This window comes from Terrabacter sp. R4-6 (genome assembly GCF_057529065.1).
This window is the reverse complement of record NZ_CP197224.1, coordinates 1512280-1530550: the sequence shown is the minus strand read 5'-3', so window position 1 is coordinate 1530550 and position 18271 is coordinate 1512280. Positions and strand designations below refer to the sequence as shown.

The 18271-nt window shown below is 73.9% G+C and carries 15 protein-coding genes; 11 read left to right on the top strand and 4 right to left on the bottom strand.

Annotated elements, in window-relative coordinates; all coding sequences use genetic code 11:
* Positions 1 to 71: 71 nt before the first annotated feature.
* The 3 genes from ACSSS0_RS07225 (at position 72) to ACSSS0_RS07215 (ending at position 4981) form a co-directional block, all read left to right on the top strand.
* On the top strand, positions 72 to 485 hold the full coding sequence (locus ACSSS0_RS07225) for a nitroreductase family deazaflavin-dependent oxidoreductase (protein ID WP_435984677.1): 414 nt from the start codon (positions 72 to 74) through the stop codon (positions 483 to 485).
* Positions 486 to 651: 166 nt separating this feature from the next.
* Positions 652 to 3126 (top strand): sensor histidine kinase, encoded by a 2475-nt coding sequence (locus tag ACSSS0_RS07220; protein ID WP_487230579.1) that lies wholly within the window; start codon positions 652 to 654, stop codon positions 3124 to 3126.
* A gap of 46 nt (positions 3127 to 3172) precedes the next feature.
* On the top strand, positions 3173 to 4981 hold the full coding sequence (locus tag ACSSS0_RS07215) for an ATP-binding protein (RefSeq protein WP_487230578.1): 1809 nt from the start codon (positions 3173 to 3175) through the stop codon (positions 4979 to 4981).
* On the opposite strand, the gene ACSSS0_RS07210 is transcribed toward ACSSS0_RS07215, so the two are convergent.
* The 4 genes from ACSSS0_RS07210 to ACSSS0_RS07195 form a co-directional block, all read right to left on the bottom strand.
* Positions 4956 to 6188: a hypothetical protein gene (locus tag ACSSS0_RS07210; protein WP_487230577.1), complete on the bottom strand. Its 1233-nt coding sequence runs from the start codon at positions 6186 to 6188 to the stop codon at positions 4956 to 4958. The genes ACSSS0_RS07215 and ACSSS0_RS07210 overlap by 26 nt on opposite strands.
* 106 nt (positions 6189 to 6294) lie before the next feature.
* Entirely contained in the window at positions 6295 to 6684 is a 390-nt protein-coding gene (locus tag ACSSS0_RS07205; RefSeq protein ID WP_487230576.1) for a hypothetical protein, read from the bottom strand.
* Between the two features lie 95 nt (positions 6685 to 6779).
* Positions 6780 to 8480, bottom strand: coding sequence for an alkaline phosphatase family protein (locus tag ACSSS0_RS07200; RefSeq protein ID WP_487230575.1), 1701 nt, complete (start codon positions 8478 to 8480; stop codon positions 6780 to 6782).
* Entirely contained in the window at positions 8477 to 9262 is a 786-nt protein-coding gene (locus tag ACSSS0_RS07195) for a CDP-alcohol phosphatidyltransferase family protein (RefSeq protein ID WP_487230574.1), read from the bottom strand. The genes ACSSS0_RS07200 and ACSSS0_RS07195 overlap by 4 nt, the downstream gene beginning before the upstream one ends.
* A gap of 92 nt (positions 9263 to 9354) precedes the next feature.
* Between ACSSS0_RS07195 and ACSSS0_RS07190 the strand changes: the two genes are divergently transcribed.
* The 8 genes from ACSSS0_RS07190 (at position 9355) to xdhB (ending at position 18271) form a co-directional block, all read left to right on the top strand.
* A complete protein-coding gene (locus ACSSS0_RS07190; RefSeq protein ID WP_487230573.1) occupies positions 9355 to 10395 on the top strand; it encodes a zinc-dependent alcohol dehydrogenase in 1041 nt (346 codons plus the stop codon).
* 12 nt (positions 10396 to 10407) lie between these two features.
* The gene (locus tag ACSSS0_RS07185) at positions 10408 to 10806 is read left to right on the top strand and encodes a 6-pyruvoyl trahydropterin synthase family protein (RefSeq protein WP_487230572.1); all 399 of its coding nucleotides are present in this window, start codon (positions 10408 to 10410) and stop codon (positions 10804 to 10806) included.
* A gap of 110 nt (positions 10807 to 10916) precedes the next feature.
* On the top strand, positions 10917 to 11855 hold the full coding sequence (locus ACSSS0_RS07180; protein ID WP_487230571.1) for a glycosyltransferase family 4 protein: 939 nt from the start codon (positions 10917 to 10919) through the stop codon (positions 11853 to 11855).
* Positions 11856 to 11914: 59 nt separating this feature from the next.
* Positions 11915 to 12922, top strand: a complete 1008-nt coding sequence (locus ACSSS0_RS07175; RefSeq protein ID WP_487230570.1) for a lysylphosphatidylglycerol synthase transmembrane domain-containing protein — start codon at positions 11915 to 11917, stop codon at positions 12920 to 12922.
* Entirely contained in the window at positions 12915 to 13610 is a 696-nt protein-coding gene (locus ACSSS0_RS07170) for a RibD family protein (RefSeq protein WP_487230569.1), read from the top strand. Before ACSSS0_RS07175 ends, ACSSS0_RS07170 begins: the two co-directional genes overlap by 8 nt.
* Before the next feature lie 68 nt (positions 13611 to 13678).
* Entirely contained in the window at positions 13679 to 14293 is a 615-nt protein-coding gene (locus tag ACSSS0_RS07165; protein WP_435987810.1) for a GTP cyclohydrolase II, read from the top strand.
* 55 nt (positions 14294 to 14348) lie between these two features.
* Positions 14349 to 15815, top strand: a complete 1467-nt coding sequence (locus ACSSS0_RS07160) for a xanthine dehydrogenase small subunit (protein WP_487231196.1) — start codon at positions 14349 to 14351, stop codon at positions 15813 to 15815.
* On the top strand, positions 15812 to 18271 hold the full coding sequence (gene xdhB, locus ACSSS0_RS07155) for a xanthine dehydrogenase molybdopterin binding subunit (RefSeq protein ID WP_487230568.1): 2460 nt from the start codon (positions 15812 to 15814) through the stop codon (positions 18269 to 18271). Before ACSSS0_RS07160 ends, xdhB begins: the two co-directional genes overlap by 4 nt.

The following is an 18271-nucleotide window of genomic DNA, read 5'->3' as shown; positions in this document are numbered from 1 at the left end:
CACCCGGCCCGGCGGCATACGCCCTCGGTGAAGGGAGTCCTGTCGGGGTCGGTGGGGAGGATGCTGAGGGGATGGCAGGACCTCCCGCACGTGCGAAGCAGTTCAACAAGGTCGCCGTCCGGCTCGCCGGGCACCGTGTCTTCCCCCTCTGGGCGGTGCTGCGTCACAGAGGGCGGACGAGCGGCAAGGACTACGCCACCCCGGTCGCCGTCATCCCCACGCCGACGACCTTCGTCATCGCCCTCCCGTGGGGACGCGGCACCGACTGGGTCCGCAACGTCCGCGCCGCAGACGGCTGCACGATCCGGTGGAAGGGCCGCGAGTTCACGTGCACCGAGCCGACCTTCGTCGACAAGAGCGTCGCCCTGGCCGCGGCGAAGGGGATGACGCGGCGGGCGATCGAGCGTCGCGACATGCCCGGGGGTTTCCTCCAGCTGACCCGCACGCCGGCCCCGGAGCACTCCGCGATGCAGTCCGGCTGGTGAGGCCCGGGACCACCGACCGGCGACACGGGGCGTGAAAAGTCCCTTTTGCCGGATTGTCGTGATCTCTGCGACATCATGAGTCAATGAGGTCCGCGGAGAAGGCTGCTCCTGACGCCCCGCGTCGACCGACGAGCCCCGGGACGCTGGCCCCGAACGGGGCGCCCTCGTGACTCGCCCGACCCTGGGCCGCGCCCGCTGGTGGGTGGCGGCGGCGCTGGCGCTCGTCGGCGTCTTCGTGCTCGGGGCGACCGCGGTGCGCTTCGCCCCTCCCGGGTCGACCGTCGCCGTCTGGTGGCCCGCCGCCGGTCTCGCGGTCTCCTTCCTCCTCGCGACCGCACGGGGTCCGCGCGCCTGGGTCTTCGTCCTCGGCGTCCTCGTCTCGAGCGCGGCCGCCAACGCCTACGGTGGCCGCCCGCCGCTCGTGGCGCTGTGCTTCGGGGTGGCCAACGCCGCCGAGGTGGCGGTCGTCTACGGCCTGCTGACCCGGGGTGGGCGACGCCCCGCGCTCGCCTCGATGGAGGACCTCTGGAACCTCCTCGCCGCGACGCTCGCCGGAGCGCTCGTCTTCGGAGTGCTCGCCGGCCTCACCGTGAGACTCGGCCTCGGTGGGCCCTTCCTCGCGACGGCCTCCGCCGTGACGGCCTCGCACGCCGCCGCCGTGCTCGTCTTCGCACCCCTCGGCATCGCGGTCGGCACGCAGCGCACGCGACGTCCCGGCTTCGAGGACCTCGTCCAGTGGGTCGTCGTCGTCGGGCTCACGGCGTGGGTCTTCAACCCCGACCAGGCGCTGCCGCTCGCGTTCCTGCCGATCCCCGTCCTCGTGTGGGGCGCCCTGCGGCTCGGGCTGCGCACCGTCGCGATTCAGCTCCTCGTCGTCGGCGTCCTGGCGGTGACGCTGACGAGCATCGGCGGTGGACCCTTCGCCGCGGCCGCACAGGTCGGGGGCCTGCGCCCCGAGACGGTCGGCGCCCTGACCCAGGCGTTCCTCGTGACGGCGGCCGTCACGGCGCTCTCGCTCGCGGTCGCCTCGACGCAGCGGCGCGCCGCGCTCGGCGACCTGCGCAGCGAGGTCGAGCTGAGCAGCGTCGTCCTCGACACCGCGGCCAGCGCGATCATCGTCGTCGACCGGGCCGGGTCGATCGCCCGTCTCAACTCGACGGCGGCGCGCCTGCTCGGCGCGCCCGAGACCGAGCTGGTCGGGCACCCCGCCGCAGAGGTCTTCCCCGTCGACGACCGCGAGCGCGTCTCCGCGCAGATGGCGGGCATCGCCGAGGGCGCCGTGCCGCTCCAGGAGGAGCAGGACTGGCGCGTCGACGGGCTCGGCGTGCGTCACATCGTGTGGACCAACGCCTACCTCACCGACGACACCGGGCGGCGGACCCACCTCGTCAAGACCGGCGTCGACGTCACCGACGAGCGCGCGGCCCGCACGTTCGTCGAGGCCGTCCTCGAGGCCGCCACGGCCACCGCCATCATCGGCACCGACCTCGACGGCGTCATCACCCTCTTCAACCGCGGCGCCGAGACCGTGCTCGGCTGGCGGGCGTCGGAGGTCGTGAGCCGCAGGGACTGGTCGCTGCTGCACGAGCCCGCCGAGATCGACCGCCGGGCCGAGGAGGTCGGCGTCGAGCCCGGCTTCGACGTGCTCGTGCACCGCGTCCGGGCCGGCGCGGCGACCGAGACCCGTGACTGGACCTACGTCCGCAAGGACGGCACCCGTCGCACCGTGTCCCTGACGATGAGCGGGATCCGCGACGAGGGCGGCCAGCTCACCGGCTACCTCGGCGTCGCCGAGGACGTCACCCGGCGCCGGCAGGTGGAGGTCACCCTGCAGGTCGCGCTCGACCGCGAGCGCGAGGCGGTCGAGGAGCTGACCCAGCTCGACCGGACCAAGTCCGACTTCGTCTCGGCGGTCAGCCACGAGCTGCGCACCCCGCTCGCCAGCGTTCTCGGCTACACCGAGATGCTCGAGGACGGCGCTGCCGGAGCGCTCACCGACCGCCAGCTCGAGCTCGTGGCCCGCGTCGACCGCAACGGTCGTCGGCTGCTCTCGCTCATCGAGGACCTGCTGCTCAACTCCCGCATCGAGGCCGGCCGCCTCGAGCTCGCACCGCGCCGGTGCGACCTGTCCGACGTCGTCGCGAGCGCGTGGACGTCGGTCGAGACGGTGACGGCGCAGCGCGACCTCGTGCGCGAGGTCGAGGTGTCGCCGCGGCCGCTGTGGATCGAGGGCGACCCCGCAGCGCTCGAGCGGATGGTCACCAACCTGCTCTCCAACGCCGTGAAGTTCACGCCCGACGGCGGCCGGGTGGCCCTCGCCGCGTACCCCGACGACCGCCGGCCGGACACGGTCCGCCTCGTCGTCTCCGACTCGGGGATGGGCATCCCGGAGTCGGACCACGAGCGCGTCTTCGCACGGTTCTTCCGCTCGAGCGCGGCCAACGAGCGAGCCATCCAGGGCTCCGGTCTCGGGCTCTCGATCGTGCGCGCCATCGCCGAGGGGCACGGCGGTTCGGTGTCGGTCGACTCGGCCCCCGACAAGGGGTCGACGTTCACGGTGTGTCTTCCCGTCTCAGGTTCTGCCGGTCTGGCCACGCAGGAGGCCTCGCGGACATATCGTGACCATCGGGACGATTCCTAGTGGCGGCGGCCGCGACCCAGGGGTAGGACGCAGACAAGGGGACAGGGTGCGCGACGGCGTGGTGTGGGAGGTGCTGGCGCTCAGCCGGCTCACCGAGCTGATGAACCGCGTCAGTGCCCAGGACGACCTGTCGATCCTCTTCGACATGGTCGTCGACGGCGCCGCCGACGTGGTCGGCTTCAAGGTGGCGGCGATCAGCGTCGTCGTGCCCTCGGGCGACGTCGAGGTCGTGGCCGTCGCCGGCGACGACGACGCGCGCGCCGAGCTGCTCGGCCGGCGGACACCGCGCCATGTCCTCGAGGCCGAGTTCGCCGTGGCCGAGAGGTGGGGGAGCCTGCGTTTCGTCCCCGCCGGTGAGCTGCCCGACGGGTCGGCGGAGGGCTGGGTGTCGTCCGACTGGACGGCGCCGACCCCCGCCGGTGACCCGGACGCGTGGAACCCCGAGGACACCCTCATCGCACCGTTCTTCGACGCCGTCGGGGAGCTGCTCGGCATCCTGTCGGTCGACCTGCCGCTGAGCGGCCGGCGCCCGGACATGACGCAGCGGGCCGTGCTCGAGCTCTTCGCCAACCAGACCGGCATCGCCATCTCGGCGGCCCGGCAGCGGCACGCCCTGTCGGAGCGGGTCCGTCTCGGCGAGGCCGTGCAGACGGTGGCGCGCATCGCCCAGGAGGACCTCGACCCCGCCCGGGTCGTCGACGTCGCGGCAGTGCCGATCGCGGCCGGCCTGGCGTCGGCGGGCCTGTGGCTGCGTGCGTTCGCGGGTGAGGACGACGACGAGCGCGAGAGCGTCTCGGCGCGCAGCGGGGAGCGCGTGCAGACCCCGGTCTCGCTCGTGGCGATCGCCCGGCGGATGGCGGCGCGCTGTTGGAAGGCCGGTGTCGTGGCCGTCGTCGACGTCGGCCACGTCGAGCCGGCGCTCCTGTGGGACGACGACGACGTCGCGCAGGTGCGCGTCTTCCTCGCCGACGCCGGGGCTCGGTCACTCCTCATCGCGCCGATGGGCTCGGGGTCGAGCTGCTTCGGCTACATCGCCTGCACGCGCGGTCCCGAGGACCCCGACTGGACCCAGGCCGAGGCGCAGGCCGCCCTCGAGATGGGCCGTGACCTCGGGCGGGCCATCCGCAACGCCCGGTTGTATGCCGTCGAGCGGCGGGTCGCGGCCGAGCTGCGTGAGGCGGACCGCAGCAAGACCCAGCTCTTCTCGACCGTGTCGCACGAGCTGAAGAACCCGCTCGCCTCGATCGTCGGGCACGTCGAGCTGATGCGGCAGGAGCCGGAGGCCAACGGCGACTGGTCGCTCGGGGTCATCGAGCGCAACACCGAGCGGCTGCAGAGCCTCGTCGACGACCTGCTGACGCTCTCGCGGGTCAGCGACCCCGACCGGGACGTGCCCGAGGCCGAGGTCGACCTCGGAGAGGTCTCACGCGACGTCGTCGACATGTTCCGCCCGCGGGCCGACACCCAGCAGGTCAGCCTCACCTTCGACCTCGAGGAGCGCCTGCCGCTCGTCCGGGGCAGCGCCGGGGACCTCGAGCGGGTCGTGCAGAACCTCGTGAGCAACGCCGTGAAGTTCACGCCGCCCGGCGGGAAGGTGGCGGTCTCCGTCGCGAGCCGTCGCGACCGGGTCGTGCTCGAGTGCATCGACGACGGCCTCGGCATCTCGCCGGAGGACCAGGAGAGCCTCTTCACGGAGTTCTTCCGTGGCACCAACCCCGAGACCCTCCAGGTGCCGGGGACGGGCCTGGGGCTCAGCATCGCTCAGCGCGTCGTCACGAGGCACGGCGGACGGATCGACGTCGAGTCCGAGCTCGGTCGGGGGACGAGCATCACGCTCCTGCTGCCGGCTCTCTGACGGGGGGTGGCGGCTCGGTGACCTCGGTGACCTCGGTGACCTCGGGGGCGGATGTCCGGCCCGCGATCAGGGCGACGACGAGCGCGAGCGCTGCTACGGCCGCCAGCAGGATCGTCCAGCCGGTACCGAGGTCGCCGGCGAAGACGACGACGAGCACGCAGACGACGGCGACCCCGATGGCGACCGGGATCGCGAGGGGCGTGCCGGCGGCGTGGTCCATCCCGCTCCGGGCACTGTTCCACCCGGCGACGGCCAGGGACCGCACCCGGCGGGCTCCGCGTGACGGGCCGACGACGAGCGCGACGAGCACCACCAGGAGGAAGAACGCGACGACGACGCGCACCATCTGGCGCAGGCCCTCGGTCAGGGTGTCGATGACGGAGACCGCGGCGGCGGAGGCCCCGGACGGCAGGCTGCCCGCCACGTGCGACCGGGCGAACGACAGCCCGAGCACGAGCACGACGCAGGCGACGGCGGCACCGAGCCCCACGCGTACCAACGCTCGTCGGCGGTCGCGGGCCATCGCGACCCCGCCGGCGATGAACGCGAGCGCCAGCAGCGGCAGGGCCACCCCGCCGACACGCAGGGCGTTGTAGGCCGTGCGCGCGGTGTCGAGGTCGCTGCTCGGCAGCAGGGGTACCGAGACGGTGATGGGCGGCAGCTTGTCGACGAGCGGGACCCCGGCGGCGACCAGGCGTTGCTCGATGGGCTCGACGAGGTTGCCGATGTCGATGTTGACGTTCGTCCCGTTGTCGACGAGGGCGCCGTCCGGCGAGCGCGAGAGCACGGCGACGAGCTGGGCGTGAGCGATCCGGTTCGCGGCGACCCAGGCAGTGGCGAACTGGTCGCTCTCGACGACCGCCGTGACGGCCCGGCGGACGACCTGCTCGACCTGCGCGGCGAGCGGCGCTGCGAGCAGTCCGAGCGCCCGGGTGGCCCCCGCAGGCAGTCCGCGGCTCTCCAACGCGTCGAGGGCCCGTTCGACGAGGTGCTGGTCGCTGATCGCGACCATGACGCGTGCGGTGGCACGGTCCTCGACGAAGGACGTGACGGCCGGGTCGGTGGCGAGCGGCGTGATCGTCGCGACGTAGGTGTCGGTGTCGGTGACCGTCGTGCGCAGCCACGTCGCCGTGACGCCGACGGGAACGAGCACGACCCCGACGACGAGGAGGACGGTTGCGAGCACCGAGCGCAACCGTGCGGGCATGTCGACCTCCGGGACTCGTGGGCACTGACGCGGTGCAGGCGTCCGGCCTGCTCGTCGAGCGTCCCGCGGTGCCGGGGCCGCACGCATCCCCCGATGCGGGTGAGCCTCAGGCTGGGTGCCGCTCGGTGGGGCGTGCCGGCTGCGGTGTCACCGACCGCCCGCGCAGCAGCAGCAGACCGCCGACGACGATGCAGACCACCTCGGCGACGGCTGCCGTCCAGACCGACCCGCCCGCCCAGACGGTGTGCACGCCGAGCAGCCCGACGGTCGAGGCGATGACGAACGCCCCCAGCGTCGCGGCCCCGAAGCCGGCCGTCAGGAACGCGGGGACCCAGTGCTCCCAGCGCAGCAGCAGGATCGCGATGACCACGCCGGCCACGACGTTCATGAGGAACATCGGCCCCACGCTCTGGTCCCTCACCCCGTCGAACCACAGGTAGAGGTGCACGCCGGCGGAGACGAGCAACGCCACCGCCCCCACGACTCGGAGTCTCATGATGCGCTCCTCACGTCCGGGTCGCGCCGCGCCGTCCCGTCGGCGTCGCGGTGTCGGGCCCCTCTCCCTGAAGACGCTCCGTCGCTGCAGGCGGTTCAGCCGCCCGCGGTGGGGCCGTAGGCGGTGAGGAAGCGGTCGCGGAAGCGGTCCATCGGCCAGAGCGGCGCCGTGGGCCCGGGCCGCAGCCCGTCGTCCCAGCCCCACGAGGAGATGTGGTCGAGCACGGCCGGGTCTCGGGCGACGATGCTGACGGGGACGTCGTGCCCCGCGTGGTCGCCGGAGACGACGCTGACCGGCTGGTGGTCGCCGAGCACGACGACGACGAGGTCGTCGTCGCGGGTCGCGCGCAGGAACGACACGACGCTGTCGAGGGAGTACGCGACGGACTGGCCGTATGCCGTCCGCACCCTCTCGGGGCTGCTCCACACGACCTCGCGTGGCGTCGCCCGCCCCGCCTGGGCCAGGTAGGCGGAGCCGTCGCCGATCGCGGACCAGTCGAGCAGCCGCGGCAGCGGCGCCCAGGGGACGTGGCTCGTCACGAGGTCGATCTCCGCCATGACCGGCTGTCGCCCACCGGGTGGGCGGCGCTGCAGCTCGAGCCGGTCGAAGGCCGAGAGCGTGTACTGGTCGGGCATCGGCGCGTAGCCGAAGCCGGGTCCGGCGTAGCCCAGGGTGCGCGCGTCGTGGACGAAGTCGTAGCCGTAGAAGGCCCGGCCCTCGGGCCAGTCGTGGCGGTTGGCCGGGATGACGTCGACGGTGCGCCAGCCGGCGCGCGCGAAGGCCCCGGCGAGGGTGAGGCGCGGTGTGCCCGTCGAGGCGGTGTCGAGCAGCTGGTCGTAGCGCTGCTGGCTGCTCACCCAGAGCCCGGACTGGAGGGTCGAGTGGGCGAGCCAGCTGATCCCGCCGAAGGTCGGGGAGGTCAGCCATGCGCTCCGTGTCGCGTAGCCGGCGGCCTGCAGCCCGCTCGTCCCGTCCGTGAGCGCCCTTGCGACGTCAGGACTCTCGTCGACCGCGACCCTGCCGTAGCTCTCGACGAAGACGACGACGACGTCCTTGCCCCGCAGGGCGGTCAGCAGGTCGCCGGGCGCCGTGTCGCGGAAGGGGTCGACGGCGACCTGCGCGGCGAAGACGTCCAGGTCGTGCAGGCCGTCTCGCACGGTCGTGACCTCACGCGTGGCCAGAGCCGCGGTGGTCGACGACGCCGTCGGTAGCTCGGCCCGGACGCCGAGCCCGAGCGAGGCGCAGACGACCCAGACGACCGTTCCCGCGACGAGGGCGCGGGTCGCACCGGTGCGGTGCCGGTCGACGACCCGCCCGACCCGCCGCACGGCCAGAGGGGTCAGCACGATGATGCCGAGCAGGAGCAGCCCCGCCGCGACGACGGCCAGCACCGCCGTCACCGGACCGGTCGAGTCGCCGAGGAGGTCGGTGGCCGACCCTGCGTAGCGCCAGTCCGTGAGCGGGTTGAACGTCCGGTAGAGCGTCGCGAGGAAGGCCGCGTCGAGGACCCGGACGACGAGCAGCACCCCGAGGACGAGCCCCATGGCGACGGTGAACGACCGTGCGGCCACGCCGCACAGGAGCAGGAGCCCCGCGACGAGGACGAGGGCCTCGACGGGGATCCGGAGCAGCGCGAGCGGTGACGGCGTCCAGCCGACCCCCGGGTTCGGGGCGACGAGCGCGACCCAGACGAGCAGGACGGCGAGGGCGGTCAGGACGTGGCCCGTGACGAGTCGGCGCGTCGACCGCCGTGACGTCGACCGCTGTGACGTCGACCGCCGTGGCGCCGACGTCACGGCAGCACTCGCGCGTCGACGGCCGTCGGCGCGACGCCCGGCCATGGGTCGGGGACCTCGAGCTCGAGGCCCCCGGGCTGCGAGAGCCGCCGCAGCGTCACGACCTCGGTGCCGAACGAGACGACGAGCAGGCCGAGCCCGGCGGCGACGGCGACCGCGGCGGCGGGCAGGACGCCGGCAGCGGCCACCGTGAGGACGACGCCCTGGTAGGCCGCGACCGCCTTGCGCCACCAGCGTGCCGGGACCTGCCCGTGCAGCCACGGCGCCCAGCGGGCCGCGAGCGCGACGAGCAGCAGGAGGTAGCGGGCGGCCCCGACGCCGAGCACCCACCACCCGAGGTCGCGGGCGACGTGGACGCTGAGGACGAGGATGAGGAACGCATCGGCCTCCATGTCGAAGCGGGCGCCGAGCGGGTGGACGGTTCCGGTGCGGCGTGCGACCCGGCCGTCGACCGCGTCGAGCACGAGGGCGACCGACGCGAGGGCCACGAGGACGCCGGTGGTGGGCGTGGCGTCGCCGGTGCCGTCGGGGCCCGCGAGGGCGTCGGCGACGAGGGCCGCGACGCCGCAGCCGAGCACCGCTCTCGTCAGGGTGACCCGGTCGGCGGGCAGCAGGAGACGGCGCGAGGCACGGGCGAGGCCGGAGGTGAGGAGCGCGCAGAGAGCCACGCCACACGCCAGACCGACGACCCAGCCGGCGACGCCGAGGCCGGTCGTCCAGCCCAGGACGGCGAGCAGGGTCAGCACGCCGACGAGCCCGACGAACGGGCCGTGAGGGGTCACGTGACGCACGGCGCCTCCACCGGGCTCGAGAGGTTTCACCCAAGGACGCCGTCGTCGCCGCCGGAGTTCACGGGCAGTCCTAGTCTGGTCGCGTGTCCACCGATGCGCGGGCGTTCTGGGTGGTCGAGCCCGGCAGGGGCGAGATCCGCCCGGTCACCGTGCCCGCACCAGGGTCGGACGAGGTGCTCGTCCGGGCGCTGCAATCGGGCGTGAGTCGCGGCACCGAGACGATCGTCTTCCGCGGGGCGGTCCCCGAGGACCAGTACGCCGTCATGCGCGCGCCGCACCAGGAGGGAGACTTCCCCGGCCCGGTGAAGTACGGCTACCTCGGGGTCGGCGTCGTCGAGGAGGGCCCGACGGACCTCGTCGGGCGCACGGTCTTCTCCCTGCACCCGCACCAGACGGCATACGTCGTCCCCGTCGGGTCGGTCGTCGTCGTCCCCGACGGGGTGCCGGCGCGGCGGGCCGTGCTCGCGGGCACGGTCGAGACGGCCGTCAACGGACTGTGGGACGCCGCGCCCCGGGTCGGTGACCGGGTCGCGGTCGTGGGCGCGGGGATGGTCGGGTGCTGCGTCGCGCGCCTCCTCGCCGGGATCCCCGGGTGCCGGGTGACCCTCGTCGACGTGGACCCGTCGCGGGAGGCGGTGGCCGGCTCGCTCGGCGTCGGCTTCGCGCGGCCCGACGACCTGTCCGACGCGCGGGGCGACCACGACCTCGTCGTCCACACGAGCGCGACCGGTGCCGGGCTCCAGCTGTCGCTCGACCTCCTCGCACCGGAGGCGACGGTGCTCGACCTCAGCTGGTACGGCGACGCGCGGGTCGAGCTGGCGCTCGGCGGCTCGTTCCACTCGTCGCGACTGCGCATCCGGGCGAGCCAGGTGGGTTCCGTTGCGGCAGCGAGGCGCTCGCGCTACACGTTCGCGCAGCGGCTGGCGCTCGCACTCGACCTCCTGCGCGACCCGGCCTTCGACGCCCTGCTGACGGGCGACTCGCCGTTCGAGGAGCTGCCCCGGATCATGCCGCGTCTCGCGGACGGCTCCCTGCCCGCCATCTGCCACACCATCACCTACCGACCCACCTACCGACCCACCTATCGACCCACCAACCGACCCACCAACCGACCCACCCACTGAAACGGGGAGCCGATGTTCAGCGTGACCGTCCGGGACCACATGATGATCGCGCACAGCTTCCGGGGGGAGGTGTTCGGACCGGCCCAGCAGCTGCACGGGGCGACGTTCGTCGTCGACGTGACCTTCCGGGGGCCCGAGCTCGACGACGACGACATCCTCGTCGACATCGGTCTCGCGACCCGGCACGTCCACGAGGTCGTCGGGGCGCTCAGCTACCGCAACCTCGACGACGAGCCGGACTTCGCGGGGGTCAACACCTCCACCGAGGTGCTGGCCCGCACCGTCGCCGAGCGGGTCGCGGCCCTCGTGCACGCCGGGGACCTCGGCGCCGCGACCGACCGGGTCACCGGGCTGGCCGTGACGCTCCACGAGTCGCACGTCGCGTGGGCGAGCTACGAGTGCGAGCTCTGAGCGAGGTCCATGCCGTCGTCCCGGCCGGGATCGACGACCCCGCGCTCCCCAGCGGGGGCAACGCCTATGACCGGAGGGTGCTCGACGGGCTGCACGAACTCGGATGGTCCGTGACCGAGCACCCCGTGCCCGGGCCGTGGCCGCGCCCGGACGCGGCTGCGACGGCATGCCTGGCCGACCTCGTCGCGGCGCTCCCGAGGGAGTCGGTGCTGCTCGTCGACGGGATCGTCGCGTCGGCCGCCGACGGGGTGCTCGTGCCGGCGGCGCAGCGGCTGCGTCTCGTCGCCCTCGTCCACCTGCCTCTCGGCGTCACCACCCCGGAGGCGACCGCCGCGGAGGGGAGGGTCCTCGCCGCGGCCACGGCCGTCGTGACGACGAGTGCGTGGACCCGGGACGTGCTGCTCGACGCGTACGCCCTCACCCCCGAGGCCGTGCACGTCGCCCGCCCGGGCGCCGACCGGGCGCCGGTGGCCTCGGGAAGCCCGGACGGCGGACGGCTGCTCTGCGTCGGCGCGGTGACGGCGCACAAGGGGCAGGCGGACCTCGTGGCGGCGCTCGCGCTCGTGCCTGACCTCGCGTGGTCGTGCGCCCTCGCCGGGCCGCTGACGCGTGATCCGGACGTCGTCGACGGGGTGCGCAGGCAGCTCGCGTCGTGCGGGCTCTCCGACCGCGTGCACCTCGTGGGCCCGCGCGTCGGCGCGGGCCTCGAGCGGGCGTATGCCGCCGCCGACCTCCTCGTCCTGCCCTCCCACGTCGAGACGTACGGGATGGTCGTGACCGAGGCCCTGGCCCACGGTGTGCCCGTGCTCGTGACGGACGTCGGGGGCGTCCGCGAGGCGCTCGGGGAGGTGGGTGGCGGGCTGCCCGGCGTGCTCGTCCCGCCGAGCAACCCCGCGGCGCTGGCGGTCGCCCTCCGGTCCTGGCTGACCGACCCGGGACTGCGGGAGCGGCTTCGTCGGAACGCGCTGGCACGACGCGACACCCTGTCATCGTGGTCGGAGACCGCAGGACACGTCTCGGCCGTGCTCGAGCGGGTAGGGGGTCGCTGAACCCGATGGTCGCACCGGACGTCGTCACCATCAGGGGTCGCGCAGAGAGGTCGGAGGAGATGCCAACGGACCGGTCGTGGCTGCGCCCCCTCGCGGGGCTCGCGGTCCTCGCCGTCCTCGTGTGGCGCATCGGTGGTGACGCCTTCGTCGACGGCCTGCGCCACGTCGACCTCCGCTCGGTCGCCGCGGCTGCCGCGATCGCCGTCGTCACGACCGTGTGCGGCGCGTGGCGCTGGGTCCTCGTGGCCCGGGGCCTCGGGTCCGAGCTCCCGCTGCGGTCGGCCGTCGCCGCGTGCTACCGGTCGCAGTTCCTCAACGTGACGCTGCCCGGCGGTGTGCTCGGCGACGTGCACCGAGGCGTCCGTCACGGGCGCGACGACGGCGACGTCGGCCGCGGCCTGCGGTCGGTCGTGTGGGAGCGCTCGGCCGGGCAGGTCGTCCTGCTCGGGCTGACCGTGGGCGCGGTGCTGCTCCTGCCGTCCCCGCTGCCGTCACTCCTGTCCGTGCTGCCGTCGGACGGATCAGTCGTGGCCCCAGTGCATCCCGTCGCCGTCGCCGGCATCGTCGCCATCGCCGTCGCTGCGACCTGCGTGGCGTGGAGGCGTCGGTCCGGCCGCATGCGGTCCGGGCGCTGCGGACCGCTGCGACGTGTCTCGTGGGTCGTGGTGGCCGACGTTCGTCACGGACTGCTGGGACGGCATACGTGGCCGGGAGTCGTCGTGGTCTCGGCGATCGTCATCGTCGGGCACGTGACGACGTTCGTCCTGGCCGCCCGCAGCGCCGGGGTCGAGGCGCCGGTGGCCGACCTCGTGCCGCTCGCGCTCGTCGTCCTCGTGGCGATGGCCGTGCCGCTCAACGTCGCCGGCTGGGGACCCCGCGAAGGGGCGGCCGCCTGGGTGTTCGGGGTGGCCGGCCTCGGAGCCGCCGGGGGCGTGGCGACCGCCGTCGTCTACGGGGTCATGTCGTTCGTCGCCGCCCTGCCGGGCGCGGCGCTGCTCGTCGCGTCGCGGCGCGGGAGCCCCGGTGCCCCAACCGTGCTCGCACCGGAAGGAGCCGTCGGTGGCTGACCGTCCCTACACCCTGCTCAGCTGTGGCATGTCGATCGACGGCTACCTCAGCGCGGGCACCGCGACGCGTCTCATGCTCTCCAACGACGCCGACTTCGACCGGGTCGACGGCGAGCGGGCCGCGAGCGACGCGATCCTCGTGGGCGCCAGCACGATCCGCAACGACAACCCGCGCCTGCTCGTCCGCTCGCCCGAGCGTCGGGCCGCGCGGGTGGCACGCGGTCTGCCCCCATCGCCGACCAAGGTGACGGTGACGAGGCATGCCGAGCTCGACTGCGCCGCAAGCTTCTTCGCGGCCGACGGTGCGGACAAGCTCGTCTACTGCCCGACCGATGTCGTGCCCGAGGCGCGCGGGCGGCTCGGCGCCGCCGCTGCCGTCGTCGACGCCGGGCAACCGGCGACGATGCGCCGCGTCTGCGAGGACCTCGGCGACCGCGGGGTGCAGCGGCTCATGGTCGAGGGTGGGGGCACGGTGCACACGCAGCTGCTCACCGACGACCTCGCCGACGAGCTCCAGCTCGTCGTCGCCCCCTTCTTCGTCGGTGACTCGGCGGCGTGCCGGTTCGTCGGGGACGGGCGCTACCCGTGGAACGCCGGTCGCCGCGCGACGCTCGCCGAGGTGCGCCAGATCGGAGACGTGGTGCTGCTGAGGTATGCGTTGTCGCCGCGTTTCCGGGAGCGCGCGTGATCGCCGGGACGCCGGGTCGCGAGCCGGCGCCTTCCCCGGGACCCCCGCCGGCCCGCATCCGCACCCACGTGCTCGTGCCGGTCGCCTTCGCCGACGGCTTCGGGACGACGGCTCGCGTCTTCACCTTCGACGGTCTCGCCGACGGGCGCGAGCACCTCGCGCTGGGTCTCGGGGACCGTTCGGCCGCCCCCCGTCCAGGGGCCTGTGACCGTGACCCGACGCCGACCCGGCTGCACAGCGAGTGCCTGACCGGTGACGTGTTCGGCAGCGGGCGGTGCGACTGCGGCGCCCAGCTGCGCGAGTCGGTCGAGCGTCTCGACGCGAGCGGCGGCTTCCTGCTCTACCTGCGGCAGGAGGGTCGCGGCATCGGCCTCTACCCCAAGCTCGACGCGTACGTCCTCCAGGACGCGGGCCTCGACACCTACGAGGCGAACGTCGCGCTCGGCTACGGCGAGGACGAGCGGGACTACACCGTCGCGGCGCAGATGCTCGGGGCACTCGGCGTGAGCCGCGTCGAGCTGCTGAGCAACAACCCCGACAAGGCGGCGCAGCTGCGGGCGCTCGGGATCACGGTGGCCCGTCGCGTCCCGACCGGCGTCCACCTGTCCGACGCGAACGCCCACTACCTCGCGACGAAGGTCGTGCGCGGCGCGCACACCCTCGACCTGCACGTCCAGCCCTGATTGACCGCGGCTCCCGGCGGTGCATCATGGGTCCGTGGACGACGGGACTTTTCGGATGAGGCCGGGGCAGCGACTCTCGGTGACGGTCAACGGCACCGAGCGCGACCTGGCGGGCACCGACCCCGCGACCAACGCCCTCGACTGGCTGCGGGGGCAGGGCCTCACCGGGGCCAAGGAGGGGTGCGCCGAGGGGGAGTGCGGCGCCTGCGCGGTCCTCGTGGCCCGCCCCGACGGCGCGTCGGGCACCGAGTGGACGGCCGTCAACGCCTGCCTCGTGCCGGCCGCCTCGTTGGACGGCCAGGAGGTCGTCACCGCCGAGGGGCTGGGGACGCCGGAGCACCTGCACCCCGTGCAGCACGAGATGGCGGTGCGGGGCGGGTCGCAGTGCGGCTACTGCACGCCCGGCTTCGTCTGCTCCATGGCCGCCGAGTACTACCGCGCCGACCGGCAGGACGACGCGGCCCGTGTGGACAACGACGCGGACGCGCACGAGTCGGGGCCCAACGGCTTCCGGCTCGGGGCGCTCTCGGGCAACCTGTGCCGGTGCACCGGCTACCGGCCCATCCGGGACGCAGCCTTCGCGCTGGAGGCGCCCGCCGCGGACGACGTGCTCGCCTCGCGGCGCTCGGACGCACCGCCACCTCCGGTCGGGACCCGGCTCTCGGGGGCGACCGGCACGTATGCCCGTGCAGCCGACCTCGACGAGGCGCTCGACCTGCTCGCGGCCCATCCCGGCGCCGCGGTCGTCGCGGGCTCGACCGACTGGGGTGTCGACGTGAACCTCCGCGGCACCAGGGCGCCGTTCGTCATCGGCATCGACCGCCTGCCCGAGCTGCGCCGCCTGGAGGTCGGTGACGAGGCCGTCGAGATCGGCGCCGCCTTGACCCTCACCGAGGTGGAGCGCGAGCTGGCGAGGCGGATCCCCCTGCTCGACCAGGTGTTCCCCCAGTTCGCCTCCCCACTCATCCGCAACGGTGCGACCCTCGGCGGCAACCTCGGCACGGGCTCGCCGATCGGTGACCTGCCGCCGGCGCTGCTCGCGCTCGAGGCCGTCGTCGTGCTCGCGAGCCCCGACGGCGACCGACAGGTGCCGCTCGCCGACTACTACACCGGCTACCGGCAGAGCGTGCGCCGGCCCGACGAGCTCATCCGTGCGGTGCGGATCCCCTTGCCGCTCAGCCCGACCACGGCCTTCCACAAGATCGCCAAGCGCCGCTACGACGACATCTCCAGCGTCGCCGTCGCCGTGGCCCTCGACGTCGTCGACGGCTCTGTCCGGCGGGCGCGCATCGGTCTCGGCGGCGTGGCAGCCACCCCCGTCAGGGCGCTCGCCACCGAGGCAGCCCTGGAGGGCCGGGCCTGGACCGCGGCGACGGTGCAGGCCGCCGCAGAGGTGATGCGGGGCGAGGGCACCCCGCTCGACGACCATCGGGCGAGCGCGGCCTACCGCAGCGCGGTGCTGGGCACCTCGCTCCTTCGCCTCCATGCGGACGAGCAGCCCGAGGACGGGGTGGGTGCATGACGTCTTTGTCCCGCCGGCCCGCCGATCCCGTTGTCGGACAGTCGATCCCGCATGAGTCCGCTGCCCTTCACGTCACGGGAACTGCGCTCTACACCGACGACCTCACGACGCGCACGCACGGTCTGCTCCACGCCCACCCCGTCCAGGCACCGCACGCGCACGCCCGCGTGACGCGGCTGGACCCCGTCCCCGCGCTCGCCGTCCCGGGCGTCGTGCGGGTCCTCACCGCCGCCGACGTGCCCGGCGTCAACGATGCCGGCGTCAAGCACGACGAGCCGCTCTTCCCGTCGGAGGTGATGTTCTTCGGGCACGCCGTGTGCTGGGTCCTGGCCGACACCCTCGAGGCGGCCCGGCTCGGGGCGCTGGCCGTCGAGGTGGACTACGAGCCGCTGCCCTCGGTCGTCACCGTCCGCGAGGCGATCGAGGCAGGCAGCTTCCAGGGCGGCCAGCCCAGGCTCGAGCGCGGTGAGGTCGACGAGGCCTTCGTCGCAGCCGAGCACGTGTTCAGCGGTGAGCTCGACCTCGCGGGCCAGGAGCACTTCTACCTCGAGACGCACTGCTCGCTCGCGCACGTCGACGAGGGCGGGCAGGTCTTCGTCCAGAGCAGCACGCAGCACCCGACGGAGACCCAGCAGATCGTGGCGCACGTGCTGGGCCTGGCGAGCCACGCCGTCACGGTCCAGTGCCTGCGGATGGGAGGAGGCTTCGGCGGCAAGGAGATGCAGCCGCACGGCTACGCAGCCGTGGCCGCGCTGGGAGCCGTCCTGACGGGGCGCCCCGTGCGCCTGCGCCTCACCCGGACCCAGGACCTGACGATGACGGGCAAGCGACACGGCTTCCACGCGCAGTGGCGCGCCGCGTTCGACGGCGACGGTCGCATCCAGGCGCTCGACGCCACCCTGACCTCCGACGGCGGCTGGAGCCTCGACCTCTCCGAGCCCGTGCTGGCGCGGGCGCTCTGTCACGTCGACAACGCGTACTGGATCCCCCACCTCCGGGTCGACGGGCGGATCGCCCGGACCCACAAGACGTCCCAGACGGCCTTCCGCGGCTTCGGCGGACCCCAGGGGATGCTCGTCATCGAGGACGTCCTCGGCCGCTGCGCACCGCTGCTCGGGATCGACCCCGTGGAGCTGCGCCGCCGCAACTTCTACGCGGAGGGCCAGGCCACGCCGTACGGCCAGGTCGTCCGTCACCCCGAGCGGGCGGTCGCCTGCTGGGAGCAGGTGCTGACGACCGGCGAGCTCGCGGAGCGCGCGGCGGCGATCGCCGCCTACAACGCGTCCCACGAACACACGAAGCGGGCCCTCGCCGTCACGCCGGTGAAGTTCGGGATCTCCTTCAACTTCACCGCCTTCAACCAGGCCGGGGCCCTCGTGCACGTCTACAAGGACGGCTCGGTCCTCATCACGCACGGTGGGACCGAGATGGGTCAGGGCCTGCACACGAAGATGCTGCAGGTCGCCGCCACGTCGCTCGCCGTCCCCCTGTCGCTCGTCCGGCTGGCGCCGACGCGCACCGACAAGGTGCCCAACACGTCCGCGACCGCGGCGAGCTCGGGGGCCGACCTCAACGGCGCGGCGGTCAAGGACGCCTGCGAGCAGATCCTGGACCGGCTCCGCGCCGTGGCCGCTGCCCGGCTGGGCGTCCCCGCCGAGGACGTGCGGTTCGAGGACGGGTGCGCGCGAGCGGCGTCGGGTGGGGCCGAGGTGGCTTGGGCCGACCTCGTGGGCGAGGCCTACTACCAACGGGTCCAGCTCTGGGCGGCCGGCTTCTACCGCACCGAGGGACTGCACTGGGACTCGACGACGATGCAGGGCTCGCCGTTCAAGTACTTCTCCTACGGCGCCGCGGCGACGGAGGTCGAGGTCGACGGCTTCACCGGTGCCTACCGGCTGCGCAGGGTCGACATCGTGCACGACGTGGGTGACTCGCTCTCGCCGCTCGTCGACCTCGGCCAGGTCGAGGGAGGCTTCGTGCAGGGTGCGGGCTGGCTCACCCTCGAGGACCTCCGGTGGGACGAGTCCTCCGGTCCGTCACGGGGCCGGCTCGCCACGGCATCGGCCAGCACCTACAAGCTGCCGAGCTTCTCCGAGATGCCCGAGGTCTTCAACGTCGCACTGCTCGAGCGCGCCACCGAGGACGGTGTCGTCTACGGGTCCAAGGCCGTCGGGGAGCCGCCGCTCATGCTCGCCATCTCCGTCCGCGAGGCCCTGCGTCAGGCGGCCGCCGCGTTCGGGCCCGCCGGCACGCAGGTCGACCTCGCGTCGCCGGCCACGCCCGAGGCGGTCTTCTGGGCCGTCCAGCAGGCGCGCGGAGCCGGCCAGCCGCCGCACACGGTGCCGGTCGTGCGGGGCGGGCCCCGCGGCGTGGGCGTCGCGCCCGAGCGTCCGGACCCCGAGGGCCACCCGCTGCGCCCGCACTCGGAGCAGGTCGCCGCCGGGAGGAGTGACTGA